Source organism: Kitasatospora sp. NBC_01250, assembly GCF_036226465.1.
Classification (GTDB): Bacteria; Actinomycetota; Actinomycetes; order Streptomycetales; family Streptomycetaceae; genus Kitasatospora.
The window spans coordinates 2,737,087-2,753,004 of the sequence record NZ_CP108476.1; the positions used below are offsets into that span (position 1 = coordinate 2,737,087).

Genomic DNA, 15,918 nt, shown 5'->3' on the forward strand with positions numbered 1-15,918 from the left:
AAACGGACAGACTTCTGACCAGTGAGCAGCGTCGTGTCGCACATCGTCGGACCTTCCCCCCAGAAGTGGACACGTGTTCAAGTGATCATGCGGCCAGCGGGAGCCTATCGGACTCCTGTTCGCATCGGCTTTCGCAAGTCGTGAAGCGGATGTGTACGTTGACGGAGTATCAGCGGCGGGTGTTGTCGAGCCGACCGGGCGCCGCGATCGGGGGAAAGACCGCGGTCCCGTATATTCGTCGTATTTCAGACACAGGAATGGACGACGCAGCGCGAAGAACTCGCGGCGTCATTTCCGGACGGGTTCACCGCCCAGCCCCTTGACGCCCGTCACTCATCGCTCACGGCCGTCAGGGTCGTTCCGACGGCGGTATCGGTGGTGGCGGCGAGAAGGACGGCGTCCTCCTGGCGGGCGCCGACGATCCGCACCTGGCGCACACCGGAGCGCAGCGCGTCGAGCGCGGCAGTGAGCTTGGGAAGCATGCCGCCCTCGGGCGGCTGCCTGCGCAGCAGTTCGTCGAGCTCCGGACTGCTCAGCCGGACGATCCGGGACTCCGGGTCGGCCGGGTCCCGCAGCAGTCCGTCCACGTCGGTCACGTAGACGAGGCGCTCGGCGCGCAGGGCCGCGGCGAGGGCGGCGGCGGCGGAGTCCGCGTTGATGTTGTGCGGGACTCCCGCCTCGTCGGCGGCCACGCTCGCGACCACTGGCACCATGCCGGCCCGCCACACCATGTGCAGGACGTCCGTGCGCACCTCGGCCGGCTCGCCGACGTAGCCGAGGTCCACGGTTCCGCCCAGGCGGACCGTGCGGGCCCGGATCATCCCCGCGTCCTCGCCGGACAGGCCGACCGCGCGCACGCCGCTGCGGCCGAGCTGCCCGACCAGGTCCTTGTTCAGGCGGCCGACCATGACCGTCCGGACCACGTCGAGCATCTCCCGGTCGGTCGCCCGCAGTCCGTCCACGAAGCGGGTGGAGAGGCCGCGCCGGGCCGCCTCCTCCGTCACCGCGCGGCCGCCGCCGTGCACCAGCAGCACGCGACGGCCGCCGCGCACGAGGGTGGCGAGGTTCCGCGCGGCCGAGGGCGACAGGAGGCTGCTGTCGAATGCGGCACCGCCGTACTTGACGACGATCACCGGAGTGTCCTGCGCTGCGTCCACCGGGCTCACCGGGGCGGCGCCCGGCACGGCGAGCGGTTCGGTGACGGCTCCGGCACTGCCGGCCTGCTGTTGAGCTATCGGCGTGTTGACGGCGATTCCCTTCCCTCGACTCGACCAGCAGTTCCGCGTCTTCCACCGGCGGACCGTTGCCCGCCGCGAGCGCCCGCTGTGACAACCGGAGCACTGACAGTGGTGGCATGTCAGGGTACTGACAACCAAGATCAGCTTTTCGACCCTACAAGTCGCCCCGCCGGGCTGCAATCCTTTTGATCTTCGCTCCGGAGTGCCTCGGAGGATGCCGAAAAGACACCCGACCTGGTGGTATTCGTGCAGGAGGCCTCGGGTGCGGTCGTGCCGGTGGCCGCGGAAGGCGTCGGGACCGACGACGGGGCCGGGTCGCGTTCCCCCAGGAAGGCGTTGCGTCGAGGCGCGCGACGGACCGGGCCGAGGAGGCGGCCGGATTGATCGGGGCTAGCATTTCAGATCATGACGACGACGCAACCGCTTGACAAACAAACAGAGTCCACAAGGAGCGGCACCGGCGCCGGGAACGAGAACGGGACGAACGGCGCAGGGACGGGCACGAAGCGCCGTTTCCCGAAGATCGGCCCGATCCTGCCGGCCCGGCTGCGCCCGGTGAACCGCCCCACCATGTGGATCGAGATCGCGCTCATCGGCATCGCCTACTACTGCTACCGGGTGACGCAGAACGCGGCGAGCACCAGTGGCCAGTCCCCCTTCCGCCGGGGCCGGGACATCCTGAGCCTGGAGCGCGTGCTCCACATCGACATCGAGCACTGGCTCAACCACACGGTCGCCAAGATCGACTGGCTGATCGTGGGGATGAACTACTACTACGCGACGCTCCACTTCATCGTGACGATAGCGGTCTTCGTCTGGGTCTACCTCAAGTTCCCCGACCGCTACCGCGCGGTCCGCACCGTGATGTTCGCGATGAACGGCGTGGCGCTGATCGGCTTCTACCTCTATGCCGTCGCCCCGCCTCGCCTGCTCGACCCGACCCGGTTCATCGACACGTTCTGCGTCCACCACACCTGGGGCGAGCAGACCTGCAGCGGTGTCGCGGGCCTGTCCGGCTCGATGACGAACGAGTTCGCCGCGATGCCGTCCCTCCACATCGGCTGGTCGGTCTGGTGCGCCCTGGCGATCGCCCACCTGGCCAAGCGCAAGTGGGTGAAGGTCCTGGGCATCCTCTACCCGGTGGCGACCTTCACCGTCATCATCTCGACGGCCAACCACTACGTCCTGGACGCGGTCGGCGGCCTGGTCACCCTGGCTGCCGCCTTCCTGGTCCAGCGCATCCTGCAAGGACGGCCGGTCTACCGTGCGGCGCCGTCGGCGGAACCGGTCCGGATGCCGCAGCAGGACGCGGCGGAGGACGACGCCGCCGGGGCCTTCACCCCCGCTCGGACCGTGCGGCTGAAGGATTGACCTCCCATACTGACGAGTAGGCGCGCCCATCCCGGAGGACCCCATGATCCTGTCAGAGCGCTGACACCATCAAGGGCTTGTGAGGTCCTCTCACGACCTGTCCCTGTCAGCGGCGTATCCCGTCACCACCTGGTCCGACGGAATACGCGGCGACCGTCGCGAAATCCCCCGTTCGTCCGCCGCCGGCGTGGAATTCCGTTCCGGTCCGGCGAGCTATGCCAAGCGTTCGGAAGAACCCCGGTGAGCACACCCGGGGAATCCTGGCACCGGAGCGGCCGACGACGGACCGCGCCGGCCGCCCCGCTTCTCCGCACCACCGCTGAAAAGGTTGCGCGCCTCAGGGGCACCGCCATAGGTGACGACGGATCAGCAGCCGGACGCCGGCTCACGAAAGCCGGACGCCGGTCCACCGAGCCGTTACCGCCCCGACGTCAGTCCCGTCCGGCGGACTCCGCCAGGACGGCCAGCACCACCTCGCGCGTGTGCGCGTCGGCGAGCAGGGTCGGCCGATCGGTTGCGACGCGCTCCACCCGGGTGTTCCGGGCACCCGGCCACTCCCCCTGGAACGCGCTGTCGGCGGACACGACGTTGACGACGTCGCCGCCCCAGGCCGGTGCCGAGCCGTGGTACGCGGCCACCTGGTGGGTGAGCAGATCGAGGTACACCCTTAAGCAGGGAGCCGGCGATCTCGCCGGAGCGGACCGCGGTGTTGGACAGGAGACCGGCCCACAGGCCGTGCGAGTGCTCGGTGCTCGGTGCTCGCACCCTGCAGGTAGATCCCGCAGCACACCGAGTCCGAGGTGACGATCCGGTAGTCGCGCGCCACGTTCGGCCGGCCCTCCTCGTCGCGCTTGCACTCGGAGATCAGCCCCTCCAGGAGCCAGAGCGGGTCGCTCGGCCGGTAGCCGGTGGCGTAGACGACGGCGTCCGCCTCGATCGTCCGGACCGAGCCCGCCAGCAGGGACTCCACCGTGACCCGCACGCCCTGCGCGTGTGCCGCACGGGAATTCCTGAGGGCCGACGAGGACTGCTAGACAGCCCGATCGGCGAAGTAGGTGTAGCGGCGCCAGATCTTCTCGCCCTTGAAGAGGTGGAAGTCGGCCCACCGGACGGTGACCAGTTCGGCGTTCTTGAGGCGGCCGGAGAAGACGCCCCGGGCCGCCACCCAGTCCCCGTTGTCGACGACCGCCTCGACCTCGTGGCGACCGGACTCGATGATCCGGTCGGCGAGGTAGAACCGCTTGAATTCCTCCATGCCGACGATCGGTTCGGTGCCACCACGCTCGTACACCACGTCGTCGCAGAACATCTCGAACACGGCCTCGTAGTCGGCGGCGTCGACCCGCTCGTAGTACTCGCGCACCTTCTCCGCGCGGTTCAGTGCCATATGTCTACTCCTTGGGATGGGGCCCGCCCCCGGTCCGGTCGGCGGGGCGCTCAATTCTCGGCTACTTCTCGGCGGCGGCCATGGCCTCGATCAGTGAAAGGGGCCGCAGGTCGGTCCGGTGCATGGTGACGTACTCCAGGCAGGCCGCCCGGTCGGCCTCGCCGTAGACGGCCGACCAGCCGGCCGGGATCTCGGCGAAGACCGGCCGGAGGGAGTGCTGCCCCTCCGAGTTGGTGAGCACGAAGTAGCTGCCGTCTTCCTTCTCGAACGGGTTGCCCATGATGTCCTTGCCTTTCGGTGAATCCGGAGGCCGTAGACCGGCCGGTCCTTCTCCACCTTCGAGACCAGGCCAGAACAGCACCGGCCGAAACCTCGGGCCGGGTGCAGGCAGAAGAGCGGCGGCAGGGATCCGCCCTGACGCAGGGGCAGTACGGATTCGAAGGCACCGTGATTCGACACCTCGTCCAGCCGGGCGGCCAGCGCGGCGACCGTCGGGCTTTCGGATACGGTCCGGAGGGACAGGTCGGCCCCCAGCGCCGCCCGGATCCGGGCGACCAGGCGGGTGGCGGCGAACGCGTGCCCGCCCAGGTCGAAGAAGTCGTCCTCCAGCCCCACCTCGGGCACCCGGCCGCGGTCCCCGGACACAGCGGCGCAGACCCCCGCGGTGGGCTGATGAGCATGCGGGGCTTCCCGGAGGAGGTCCACAAGTACCTGCTCGGCATCATGCTCAATGCCGACGGCGAGGACCACCTGCGGTTGCGCCGGCTCGTCTCCAGGGCCTTCACCGCTCGGCGCATCAGTGAACTCCGGCCACGCGTCGAGCAGATCACCGACGAACTGCTCTCCGAACTCCCCGGTCGTGCCGAGGACGGCGTCGTCGATCTCATCGAGCACCTTGCCTCCCCCTTGTCGATCACCGTCATCTGCGAGCTCGTGGGCATCCCCGAAGCCGACCGGGGGAAGTGGCTGGAGTGGGGACCGACATGGTGTCGGGCCAACCACGAACACCTGCTCCGCGAGCAGCTCACCCTGACGCAGCGGCTCCGCCGCGACGCGCTGCAGGGATTCCTCACCCCGGAAACCTGACGCCCCGCCCCGCTCCCGGCGCGGTGCGCCGGACTCCGCTACCGGCCGATGTCCACCACGTGCTTCCCGATCGGATCCACGCCCGTCCTGACCGCCTCGTTGAGCAGCGCGGCCAGAGCGGGCAGGGGCACCCGGTTCACGATGAGCTCCTCGATGTGGCCGGCCGTCCAGGGAAGCGGCGCCGCCAGCACCGCGCCGGCCGCGGCGAAGTCGGCGCCGGTGGCGCCGTGCGTCCCCACCACCAGCGCGCGGCGGCCGCCCAGCTCCAGCTCGCGCACCTCTTCGCCGCGCCGGATGCCGTCCAACAGCACGCGCGTGCCCGGTACCCGCCAGTCCGGCCTGATGCCGCCGAACAGGACGAGACGTCCGCCGTCGCGCGGCAACAGGCCCCAGGCGCTGTCGAAGGTGCTGTCGTCGAGCAGCGCCGTGGTCACGACCACGGTGCCGAAGGTGCGCGTTCCCACCTCGCTGGTGAGAAGCTTCGGCACCTCTCGCAGCAACGCCGTGGCGGAGAGGGCGGTCAGCCGTTCGGGGCTCCTGTTGACCAGGGTGACCTGGCACCCCTTCAGCCTCAGCAGGACCGCCAGCAGCACCCCGGCGGTCCCCGCACCGACGATCGCCACGTCGGAACCGGCCAGGACGTTGCCGGCGCAGTGCACGGCGCACGCGAGGGGCTCGGTGAAGACCGCCCGGTCGTCCGGAGTGCCGTCGAGCACGGCGGGCAGGGCAGCGCGCAGCTGGTCGGGCGGTCCTTCCAGCAGCGTCGTCTCACCGAAGGCGGTCGTCCGGGTCACCGGGATGTGCGGGTCCAAGCACACCCTCAGACCGGGTGGAAGGTCGTCCGTGCTGCTGCTGTGGACGAGCCCGACCATTTCGTGGCCGAAGTCGGACCGCACGTCCCGGCTCCGGCGGACCTCCTTGAGGTCCGAGCTGCACAGCCCCACGGTCCGTGGCAGGACCAGCACCCATGACGGGGAGGTCGGGCACGGCCACGGACCGGTGGTGAGCCGAACCCCGCCGGGCACCAACTCCAAGCCGCTGCTTGAGGATTCACCCATGGCGACCGCTGTCGGGGAAGCGGACGACGACCTTGACGATCTCAGCGCCGTCGTCGGTCCGGAACCGCCCGTCGAGCCGACGGTTGATCACATCCACCGCGTCCTCGGGAGTCAGTTCATGGGTGATGAGGGCGCTGTACCCGTCGGGATCCGCGCGCAGGAGCGAATCCGCCGTGTGCAACTGGGCCCGAGAGGTCCCCCGGTGGCCGGTGAGCACCAGCGGTTTGCCCTCGTGCGTGACCGCCGTGACCGTGCCCAGCTCGGGATCGACGCTGCCGCAGACATTGTGCCGGCGCACCCGGCCGACGGTGGCGTCGACGAAGGTGGCGGCTGCGGCGGTCGCGTCGAGCGCGGTGACGAGCACCATCGTCCCGCCGGGTCGCAGGGCGTCCGCCGCCTGCCGGACCGCACTCGCCATCGCCGGCCGCGGGGAGCAGACGATCGCCACGTCGACCGGCCGCGGCGTACGGTGCCCGGCCGTGGAGAGGTGGGTGGGCGCGAGGCGGGAATGGTTCTCCACCCAGGCCAGACGCTCCGGCCGCGCCTCGACCAGCTCGACCTCGTGTCCCAGATCGATCGCCCTGCGGACGTGGAGCAACCCGATCGGTCCCCCGCCCCAGACCCCGACCGACAGGGGGCCGGCCGGGGCCGAGCGCCCGATCAGCTCCCACGAGTAGAGGACGGTGCCGAGCGGCTCGCACAGCGCGAGGACCGCCACCGGGTCCAGCGGTTCGACCTCCTGCAACGCGCCGAGCGGCAGCTCCGGCCCCAGCGGGACCCAGCTGCGGAACAGCCCGTCGAAGCTGTGGCCGAGAATCGAGTCCTGGTCGCGCACGTCCACGGGGTTGAACACGACCGTCCGATCGCCACCGGGAGCGCCGTGCAGAATCCCGATGCCTTCGTGGCCGAGCACCGCGGCCACGTCTCCCCGGTGGCCCGCGCCGATCTGGACATCGGTGCCGCACAGCCCTACGGCGAGCATCGACACGTACGGCTGATCACCCCGCGGCCTCTCCATCGGCACGATCCGGACCTGACGGCCGGAGCGGACCAGCTGCCACCCGGTCACGACATCACCTGCAGCTGTCGGGTCTGGAGCGCTGCCAGCGCCTCGCCCAGTTCCGCCTCGGTCACATCGTTGACGAACACCGCTCGGCCGACGTCCTCCAGCAGGGGCAGGCGCTGCTGGCCGTCACGGTGCAGGCTGGTGTGGGCCAAGGCTTCGACCAGCAGGTCGAGGGTCATCTCCCGGTGGAACGTCGGCAGTCCCAGGTCGGTCAGCACGCGGATGACGCGGTCGGCGACGGCCGACGGCAGAAGACCCCGGTTCCGCGAGAGCATGACGGTCACGGCGAGGTCGATGGCGACGGCTTCCCCGTGCAGGAGCGTGGGCTCCAGGGACATTTCCAGCGCGCCGGAGAACGCGTGCCCGATGTCCGCGAGCCGCTCCAGCCGGTCCTCGCCGAGATTTCCGACGAGTTCGCCGAGCATGGCCGCGATGCTGCGCTCGATGACCTCGGACTCCACGCGTGGGTCCGGTGTGCCCGCGGCCAGCGGACGGCTGTGCGCGTCGAGCAGGTCGAACAGCACCGCATCGGCCACGACCGCTATCTTGATCGCCTCGCCGAGACCGCAGCGGTACTCACGGGGATCCAGGGTGGGCAGGAATCCCGGGTCGATGACGACCTGGCCCGGACGGCTGTAGGTGCCCAGCCGGCTCTTCTGCCCGCCGTAGTTGATCGCCGTCTTGACGCCGATGCCGGCATCGATCATCCCGAGCAGGGTGGTCGGCACCTTGATGAGCGGAACACCGCGCCGGTAGATGCTGGCGGTGAAGCCCACGAGATCGAGCAGCACGCCGCCGCCCACCGCGATGACCGGTTCGGAGCGGCGCAGCAGACCGAACCGGTCGAAGGCGTCCACCAGATCGGACACCGCGGCCAGGTTCTTGCCCGACTCGTCCGGTTCGAGAAGCAGCGTTTCGAGGGCGACGGCCTGCGATCCGCCCGTCAGCGCGTTCGTCAGCGCGTCCCCGTAGAGCTTCCACACCCGCTTGTCGGCCACGACGAGTCGCCGGGCGGCACCGTCCCGGCCCGGCCTTGCCATGACCTGCGACGTGCCCCGGCCGGAAGCGAGCGTGTCCGGAGCCATGACCACGCTGTAGGACTTCGGGTTGTCACCCGGCACGATCCAGCTTCGCGCCCCGGCGGCGCCGGAGCGGGCCAGCATCCCGGCTCCGTGCAGCGCGAGCTCGGCATCGGGTGCGGCCACCTGGATCGTGCCGGCCAGCGAGCCCGACCGTCCGTAGAGCCCCACCGCGTCCATCTGGGCCGTCAGGGACTCCAGGTACGCACGACCGAGCCCCGCCGGCACTCCACCGGTGAGAACCACCCGGTCGATCTCGGCGTCGGTGCTGAGCACCGAGAGCAGTGCGTGCGCGAGCGGCCGGGTCACGGCTTCGAGCACCGTGAGCGCCTCTCCGTCACCAGCGGCCACGGCCTGGGCGAACTGGCTGTTCAGTGGAGCGTCGCCGGCCAGCCAGGAGGTGCCCTCGGCGGCGAGCAGCTTCAGGATCCGGTCGATGCCACGACCCGATGCGTACGCGCTGAGGTGCCCGGTCGCTCCGCAGTCGCAGTGCGACACGATCTCCCGCGCGCCGATGCGGAACCCGGCCGGCAGATGCCCGATCTCCCCCTGCAGGCCGGTGTCCGCGGATACCGGGACCCTGCCGGTGCCGACCTCGACGGTGCGCAGCCCGATACCGCTGCCGACGACGACGGCAGCCAGTCGGCGCAGGTGCTGGGCGTCCGGCCGGGCGGCCAGTGCCACCGCGCTCGCCGTGACGTCGTTGACGACCGTCCAGCGGAACTCGGGCGCCGCATCCCGCAGTGCCCCGGCGGTGTCGAACCGCTGCCCGTCTCCGTCGCCCCAGAGCGGGCCGGACCCCACCGTCATGCCGGTCCGTGCATCGATCGCCGCGCCCAGCGACACCCCGACCGCGGTCGCCCGGTGGCGGCGGGCCAGCCGACGCGCATCGGCGACGACCAGGTCCACGAGACGCTGGTGCAGCGCGGCCGCCCCCTCACCCGGGCAGCTGGCCCAGGACGGCGTCGCCCGCACGGCGAGATCGTGCAGCCGGCCCTCGCCGTCCAGCACCGCCGAGCGCGCATGGGTCCCGCCGACGTCGAAGACCACCACGGCATCGTTGGTCGTCATGAGTGCACCCGTACCGATGCCGGTGCCGACAGCTGGTGCCGGAGTGCTTCGGCAGGAGTAACAGAGTCCGAGCAAGGACGGCTCAGAGTCATGGAACACATGAAATGCGGGTCTCCCTATGACGAACAGGATGTATGCCGTCGGCGATGCGATCCTCAGGATAATAGCAACCGTCAAGTCAGGGCCGTAAGAAATGCCCGAAAGGGCAGGAAGCGAGGCTCTTGACGCCGCCCGAACCCCCATGATTGGATCTGCAAACAAGTTGCTGATCATGGTTCGAAATCATAGAACAACGATGGCCGGTGATTATTCGGCGCCTTTCTCCGCGAGCCCGGCTCAATACGCAGGAAAAGCGCTGTCAAGCAAAAGTGCTGTAACCAAGAGGCGGCAAGGAGGGGCGATGCGACGCGGCACGGGTGTGCAATCGATATCAGAGAGACTGTCCGAGCTGGCGGCCGAAACTCCGGACCGCCCTGCGATCACCGAACTGGCCGCCGGCGGCACGTACCGCGAAATCACGTACCGGCGCCTCTTCGAAGACGTCTCTGCGCTCGCCGGGCTCTTCGACTCCTGGAACCGCGACATGGACGGTGACGCCGTCATCTGTCATCCGGCGTCGGTCTCCATCGAGTCGGCGAAGACCATCCTGGCCGCGCTGTGTGCGGGCGTCACCGTACTGCCGCACGCACCGCTGATCGATGCCGAGGTGCTTTCCAGTGCGCTGAGCCGGGCCGGGCTGAGCGGTCACCTCCGAAGCGTCCGGATGCCCGGGGCACCCGAGACCGACCAGGGACCGGGTGCGACGGTCCGCATGACGCGCTGGGAACACCCCGCCGAAGGGCGCCGTCCACACTATCTCCTGGCGACGAGCGGATCGACGGGAATCCCGAAGCTCGTTCCGTTCCGGAATTTCGGCGGCTACGACCCCAGGGCCGTGCCCGATGTCGTCTTCCGGACCTGCAAGTGGCAGAGCGGGCAGAAGCAGCTCATCGTGCTTCCGATCTACCACATCGGGACGGTGGCCGCTCTCATCCAGGGTGTGCTGGACCGGAACCAGCTCTTCCTGGCCAATCAGCTGGACCCGGAGGAGATGCTCGACGCGATCGCGGACCGCCGGATCGAGTGGCTCATGCTGACCCCGAACTACCTGAGGCACCTGCTGCCGGCCGCCGCGCGTCGCCCCGAGCGCCTGAACAGCCTGAACGGACTTCTCCACACCGCGCTGCCGTGTCCTGCGCCGCTGAAGCAGGCCTGGCTGGACCTCCTGGGCGGCGAACGCGTCTTCGAGATGTACGGGGGCACCGAAGGCGTCGGCGTCACGGTGATCAGCGGCTCCGAATGGCTGGCGAAGCCCGGATCGGTCGGGCGTGGACTGCTGACGGACATACGGATCGGTGATGCGCAGGGCCTGGAGCGCGGTGAGGACGGCATCGGCCAGATCTACCTTCGCCGGTTCGGCGCCTCCGCGCGCACCCACGCGGCGACCCCCTGGCTCCGGAGCACTTCTGACGGCTTCGTGAGCCTGGGCGACATGGGGTGGGTCGACGAGGACGGGTACCTCTACGTCTTCGACCGTGCGGCCAACCAGACCGCCACCGCCAGCGGGGTCGCCTGGCTCGGACGTCTGTCGCTGGTCCTGCGGACCCACCCGGACATCCTGGACGCCGAGTGCATCGCGCTCACGGACGACGGCCAGGTCGACGTGGGAATGCTGCTCGTCACCCGCGACCCCCGGGCTGTCCCCGATCTCGCGGAGCTCGAGCGGTTCTGCGCCACCCAGGCGGGCGGTCACAGGTTCCCCCGGATCCACTTGCAGGTGGCCGAGATACCCCGGTCGGAGATCGGCAAGCCCGACGCCACGGCGATAAGGGCGATTTTCAGCTCCGCCGGTTCTCGGGAAACCCGCACTCCGGTGACGTCCCCCTTTGAAGAGGAGGTGCCTCGTGGCTCGACAGCTTGACGTCTCCCTGTTCCGCAAGGTCTGCCCCGACGCCCTCGGTGCCTCCTACCAGGAGAGCCCCGAACCCACCGTCCACGTGTCCACCAGTGGCAACCGGTCCGGCGTCGACATCCGCGCGGCGTTCCGCCGGTGCTACGGCGTGGACGTCCGGCGGGTCCTGTTCGTCCGCGGGCTCGAATGGCCGGCGGACGGCTGGTGCGACCAAGGAGCCGCCCTGGCCGACGGGTCACCGGAAGCGCCATTCGAATACGTCTACACCCAGCCGTCGGGCCCGCTGGAGCAGGCTCTCGCGAAGTTCTGGGAGGAGCTTCTCGAAGTGCCGGAGGTCGGTGCTTCCGATGATTTCTGGGAGCACGGCGGAGACTCCCTCGGGGCGGTTGAGACCATCGAATTCCTGGCTCAGGAGTACGGTGCCCGGATCGGCTTCTTCGACATCGGCGACAACTTCACCGTCGCCCGGCTGGCAGCGCTCGTCCACGAGCGGTCCCGGCCCTAGAGACTCATCCTTGCTCGGGCCCGCCACTCCGGTGTGCGGCCCGCGCGGAGGATGGAACCATAAAAATCCGATTCCTTTGTGGAGGTGAAAACCATGGAGTACTTCAACACGGAGATCGTGGACATCGAGTCCCTGTCCGACGAGGCCCTCGACGACATCGTCGGCGGTGCCAAGGTCAACGGGCACTGTGTCGCGTAGTAGGCAGTAACTGAATCTTGGCTGGCATCCGGGATCCCGGATGCCAGCCAAGATTTTCAGCGATATGGAGACGACGGAATGCACCACCAGGGCCAGGAAGCGGTACCGCTGACGCTCCCGCAGCTTTTGATCCACCGGACTCTGCGCGACAGCACGGATCCCGGACCGACCCTGGAACTGTCGTACCGTATCGAAGGACCGCTGGACGTCCCGGCATTCATCGCGAGCGTGGGCGAGGTCGTCGCCGGCCACGACGCGTTGCGGTTGGCCGTCTGCGGGTGCGGGGCCCTCGGGCCGCACCAGTGGGCGAGGCCGACACCCCCGCCGGCCGAGCTGGTCACCTGCCAGAAGGTCACGGCCGGGTCCGAGGAGCGGTTCTCCCGGTATGTCTGCGGCCTGGCGACGAAGGACGTCTCCGAGAGCTGGGATCTGCGCACGGAGTTCCCGTTCCGGCTGCGGCTGCTCCAGTACTCACCCGGTCTTCACGCGTTCATCGCGACCTTCTCCCAGCTCGCGGTCGACGGCAGTGTTCGGGCGATCTTCGGCGGGGACCTGTGGCGGGCGTACCGCCGGCGTCTGGGCGATCACGAGGCCGTCGCCGAACCGGGTCCGCAGTTCCTGGACACGGCCGCGGAACGCGAGGCCCCGGGCGCCGAGAGTCGTGACATCGCCGACTTCTGGCGCCACCGGTACGCCCGGATACCCGAGGACCTGGCATTCCTCGCCTCCTCCGCTCCCAGCACCCCCGACCGTGCTGCGACCGGCACCCTGGAGACGGGCTTCGTCCTCGAGGGCGAGCGGCTGCGCACGATGCGGCAGGCGGCGCGGTCGAACGGCGCCACCGAGTTCATCTGGATCCAGCACGCCCTGGCGTCAGCGGTGTTCGAGCACACCGACGCGGACTCCATCGCGCTCTGGCTGCCCGTCGACACCCGCGGCACGCGGCAGCGCCGGCTGCTGGGCATGCTCACCCTGGGCCTGCCGACGGTCGTCGACCGCGCTGCCACGCCGCCCGATCTCGTGCGGGCCCTCACCGGTGACTGGTTCGACACGCTCAAGCACCGCCGGGTCACCCGCCAGACCGTCGACGCCAGCCAGGTCGCCGCGCTGGGAGACCTGGTGGGCGGCCCGGAGCGCGGCGTGCGCTTCGCCTACGTCAGCCATCCCCGCAACAGGATCAGGGACACGGTGGGCGGTCTCGCCGTGCACTACGGCGCCTACCCGCCCTCGATCGAGCGCGTGGTCAGCGGAGTGCAGCTCAAGGCCGGCAGCTGGGACGACAGCGTCCACTTCCGTCTGCTGTTCAACCGCTCCCGCCTCACCGAGCGTGCGGCGCGCCGGCTGACGGCCGACGTCGAGCGGATCCTGCTGGGCTGAGCCAGCCGCCCTGTCATCCGACCAGACCACCACGCCCGAAGGGAGGCGCCGTCCGTGATCGAATCCAATGAGGCGACCGAAGCCGAGCAGTCCCAGCCCCAGCCCCCGGCTCCGGCTCCGGTTCCGGGGCCGGTGGGCCGGGCCAGGTTCAGCCGCCAGGCGGCCGAGAAGCGCGCCGCCGGCCGGCGCCTGGGAGACGCCCTCGCCCTGCCCGGACTGCTCACGGAGCGCCCGCAGGGCCGCCTGCACAAGCTCATGGCGGCGGGCTCGGCGGCGCTGCCGCGGCGACGCCGCCAGCGGGTTCCGGTCTACTACCAGACCGAGAGCGCCGACTGCGGACCCACGAGCCTGGCGATGGTCCTGGCCTACCTGGGCATCGACGCCGACATCACCGCCGTACGGCGCCAGCTCAACAGCAGCCAGGCAGGGGTCTCGGCGCGCGCACTCCTCCAGGCGGCCAGGCACTTCGGGGCCCTGGGACGCGGCGTGCGGGTCGGCACCGGCGGACTCGACCGCCTGAAGACCGGCAGCATCCTGTTCTGGAACTTCAACCACTTCGTCGTCCTCGAACAGGTGACCGCAACGCACGCCTTCATCGTCGACCCGGCGCTGGGACGCCGGCGCCTGACCCTGGGCGAGGTCGCCGACGTCTTCACCGGCGTGGCACTGGAATTCGAGGCACCGCTCACCGACACCGGCACACCGGCACGCCGCCGCACACCGGGCGTCGCCCACAGCTCCTGGCAGTACCTCAAACTGTTCGTCACCCGCGACCGCCGCTGGATCGGCCTGGCCCTCGCCTCGTTCCTGCTGCTCGTCTTCAACTTCGCCACCCCCTACGCCTCCTCCTACCTGGTCGCCCACGTCGGCAGCGGAGGGCAGTCCGGCCAGGCCCTGGTCATCCTGTGCCTCGCACTCGTGGGCGGCGCCACCTTCGCGCTGCTGCAGATCGTGCGCGGACTGGCACTCATCGCGCTCCAGTCGATCGCGGACCGGCGCGTCACACTCGGCGTCTTCGGCCACCTGCTCTCCCTGCCCTACGACTACTTCACCCGCCGCAACCCCGGCGACCTCGCACTGCGGGTGCGCACCAGCTCGGCCGTCCGCCAGGTCCTGACCGGCGCGGCCCTGTCCGCGGTGTTCGACGGCACCCTGGTGCTGGTCTACCTGACCCTGCTCCTGGTGATCGACCTGCAGTTCGCCCTGATCAGCATGGCCCTGGCCGCCGTGATGGTGACCGTCCTCGTCGTGTTCTGGAAGAAGCAGCGCTACCTCTCCGCGGAGGAACTGGAACGCCAGTCCATCGCGGAGGGCGCGCTCCTCGAACTCCTCGACGGACTGCAGACGATCAAGGCCTGCGGCCTGGAGGACACCGCGCACGACCGCTGGAGCCACACCGTCATCGACGAGATCAACCAGCGCGGCCGCAGCCGCAGGAACCAGGTCATCGGCTCGGCGCTCAGCGCCACGATCCAGTTCCTCGCCCCGCTCGCGGTCCTCGACCTGGGCTACTACAGGATCTCCAACGGCACCGCGTCGCTGAGCTCCGTGGTGGGCTTCACCTCCCTCGCCGTGGGCATGTTCGTCCCCCTGGCCGGCGTCGTCCAGAGCGCACTCCAGGTCGCCGGCCTCGGCGCCACCCTGGCCAGGCTCACCGACGTGCTCGGCACCGAACCCGAGCAGCGCCCGGCCGATGCCCTCGTGCTGGAGGACGTGAGCGGCCCCGTCGAGCTCCGCGACGTCTCCTTCGCCTACCCCGGGAGCACCACACCGGTCCTCAGCCAGGTCGATGTCCGCTTCGGCGGCGGGAAGTTCACCGCGATCCTGGGACGCTCGGGCTCCGGCAAGTCCACGATGGCCTCCGTCATCGCCGGCCTCCAGACCCCCACCAGCGGATCCGTCCACATCGACGGCCACCCCATGGACCGACTCGACCGCGTGTCCCTGCGGCGCTCGATCTCCTACGTCTCACAGGACTCCAGGATCTTCGCCGGCACCATCTGGGAGAACATCACCTACGCCCAGCCCGGCTCCACGTTCGAGGACATCAAACAGGCCGCGACACTGGCGTGCATCCACGAGGACATCATGGCGCTGCCCATGCGCTACGACACCCTGCTCGGCCCGGGCGGCCTGGGCCTGTCGGGCGGCCAGCGCCAGCGCATCGCCCTGGCCCGCGGGTTGATCCGCAAGCCCCAACTGCTGGTCCTCGACGAGGCGACGAGCGCACTGGACAGCGCGACCGAGCAGGCCGTCTTCAACGGACTGGCCGCCCTCGACCACACCCTGATCGTCATCGCCCACCGCCTGACCGTGCTCGAAGCCACCGACCAGGTGATCGTCGTCGAGGCCGGCCGGGTGGTCGCCCAGGGTGACTACGCGGATCTCATGGCCAATTCCCCGGCCATGCGCACACTCGTGGGCCAAGGGGAATCCCCGGCCTGAGCCGGCCGTCCGTTCTGCAGCTGTAGGCGTTACTCCTAGGCATGTGCCCTGGACCGAAGGGAAAGTGGCGAGTTGCTCTCCGAAGC

Annotated in this window: 13 protein-coding genes and 2 pseudogenes; 5 read left to right on the top strand and 10 right to left on the bottom strand. The window is 69.7% G+C overall.

The genetic code is table 11. The annotated features are described in order from the left end of the window. Positions 1-329 precede the first annotated feature (329 nt). Positions 330-1,157 carry an acetylglutamate kinase gene (gene argB / locus OG500_RS11030; protein WP_329579242.1) on the bottom strand — a complete coding sequence of 276 codons (828 nt, stop codon included), beginning with the start codon at positions 1,155-1,157 and terminating at the stop codon, positions 330-332. 486 nt (positions 1,158-1,643) lie between these two features. Between argB and OG500_RS11035 the strand changes: the two genes are divergently transcribed. After that, the gene (locus OG500_RS11035) at positions 1,644-2,609 is read left to right on the top strand and encodes a phosphatase PAP2 family protein (protein WP_329579245.1); all 966 of its coding nucleotides are present in this window, start codon (positions 1,644-1,646) and stop codon (positions 2,607-2,609) included. Between the two features lie 431 nt (positions 2,610-3,040). On the opposite strand, the gene OG500_RS11040 is transcribed toward OG500_RS11035, so the two are convergent. The 9 genes and pseudogenes from OG500_RS11040 to OG500_RS11075 all read right to left on the bottom strand — a co-directional run bounded on the left by OG500_RS11040 (position 3,041) and on the right by OG500_RS11075 (position 9,629). After that, complete coding sequence (locus OG500_RS11040; protein WP_329579248.1) at positions 3,041-3,274, bottom strand: hypothetical protein; 234 nt, start codon at positions 3,272-3,274, stop codon at positions 3,041-3,043. A 2-nt stretch (positions 3,275-3,276) separates the two neighbouring features. Further along, a complete protein-coding gene (locus OG500_RS11045) occupies positions 3,277-3,591 on the bottom strand; it encodes a hypothetical protein (RefSeq protein ID WP_329579251.1) in 315 nt (104 codons plus the stop codon). A gap of 48 nt (positions 3,592-3,639) precedes the next feature. Continuing rightward, complete coding sequence (locus OG500_RS11050) at positions 3,640-3,996, bottom strand: nuclear transport factor 2 family protein (RefSeq protein ID WP_327066378.1); 357 nt, start codon at positions 3,994-3,996, stop codon at positions 3,640-3,642. Positions 3,997-4,057: 61 nt separating this feature from the next. After that, entirely contained in the window at positions 4,058-4,276 is a 219-nt protein-coding gene (locus OG500_RS11055) for an MbtH family protein (protein WP_329579254.1), read from the bottom strand. Positions 4,277-4,521: 245 nt separating this feature from the next. Next, a pseudogene (locus tag OG500_RS38155) lies at positions 4,522-5,004 on the bottom strand (phosphopantetheine-binding protein); the annotation flags it as partial. A gap of 116 nt (positions 5,005-5,120) precedes the next feature. Further along, a complete protein-coding gene (locus OG500_RS11065; RefSeq protein ID WP_329579257.1) occupies positions 5,121-5,876 on the bottom strand; it encodes an FAD-dependent monooxygenase in 756 nt (251 codons plus the stop codon). Between the two features lie 18 nt (positions 5,877-5,894). Beyond that, positions 5,895-6,140, bottom strand: a pseudogene (locus tag OG500_RS38160) (alcohol dehydrogenase catalytic domain-containing protein); the annotation flags it as partial. Continuing rightward, positions 6,133-7,209 (bottom strand): hypothetical protein, encoded by a 1,077-nt coding sequence (locus tag OG500_RS11070; RefSeq protein WP_329579260.1) that lies wholly within the window; start codon positions 7,207-7,209, stop codon positions 6,133-6,135. The gene OG500_RS11070 and the pseudogene OG500_RS38160, both read right to left, overlap by 8 nt. Next, the gene (locus OG500_RS11075) at positions 7,206-9,629 is read right to left on the bottom strand and encodes an ROK family protein (protein WP_329579263.1); all 2,424 of its coding nucleotides are present in this window, start codon (positions 9,627-9,629) and stop codon (positions 7,206-7,208) included. The genes OG500_RS11070 and OG500_RS11075 overlap by 4 nt, the downstream gene beginning before the upstream one ends. Before the next feature lie 127 nt (positions 9,630-9,756). Between OG500_RS11075 and OG500_RS11080 the strand changes: the two genes are divergently transcribed. The 4 genes from OG500_RS11080 to OG500_RS11095 all read left to right on the top strand — a co-directional run bounded on the left by OG500_RS11080 (position 9,757) and on the right by OG500_RS11095 (position 15,832). After that, a complete protein-coding gene (locus OG500_RS11080; protein WP_329579266.1) occupies positions 9,757-11,316 on the top strand; it encodes a class I adenylate-forming enzyme family protein in 1,560 nt (519 codons plus the stop codon). Beyond that, complete coding sequence (locus OG500_RS11085; RefSeq protein WP_329579269.1) at positions 11,300-11,812, top strand: phosphopantetheine-binding protein; 513 nt, start codon at positions 11,300-11,302, stop codon at positions 11,810-11,812. The genes OG500_RS11080 and OG500_RS11085 overlap by 17 nt, the downstream gene beginning before the upstream one ends. Before the next feature lie 276 nt (positions 11,813-12,088). Next, on the top strand, positions 12,089-13,387 hold the full coding sequence (locus tag OG500_RS11090; RefSeq protein WP_329579272.1) for a condensation domain-containing protein: 1,299 nt from the start codon (positions 12,089-12,091) through the stop codon (positions 13,385-13,387). Between the two features lie 54 nt (positions 13,388-13,441). Then, positions 13,442-15,832, top strand: a complete 2,391-nt coding sequence (locus OG500_RS11095) for a peptidase domain-containing ABC transporter (RefSeq protein ID WP_329579274.1) — start codon at positions 13,442-13,444, stop codon at positions 15,830-15,832. Positions 15,833-15,918 lie beyond the last annotated feature (86 nt).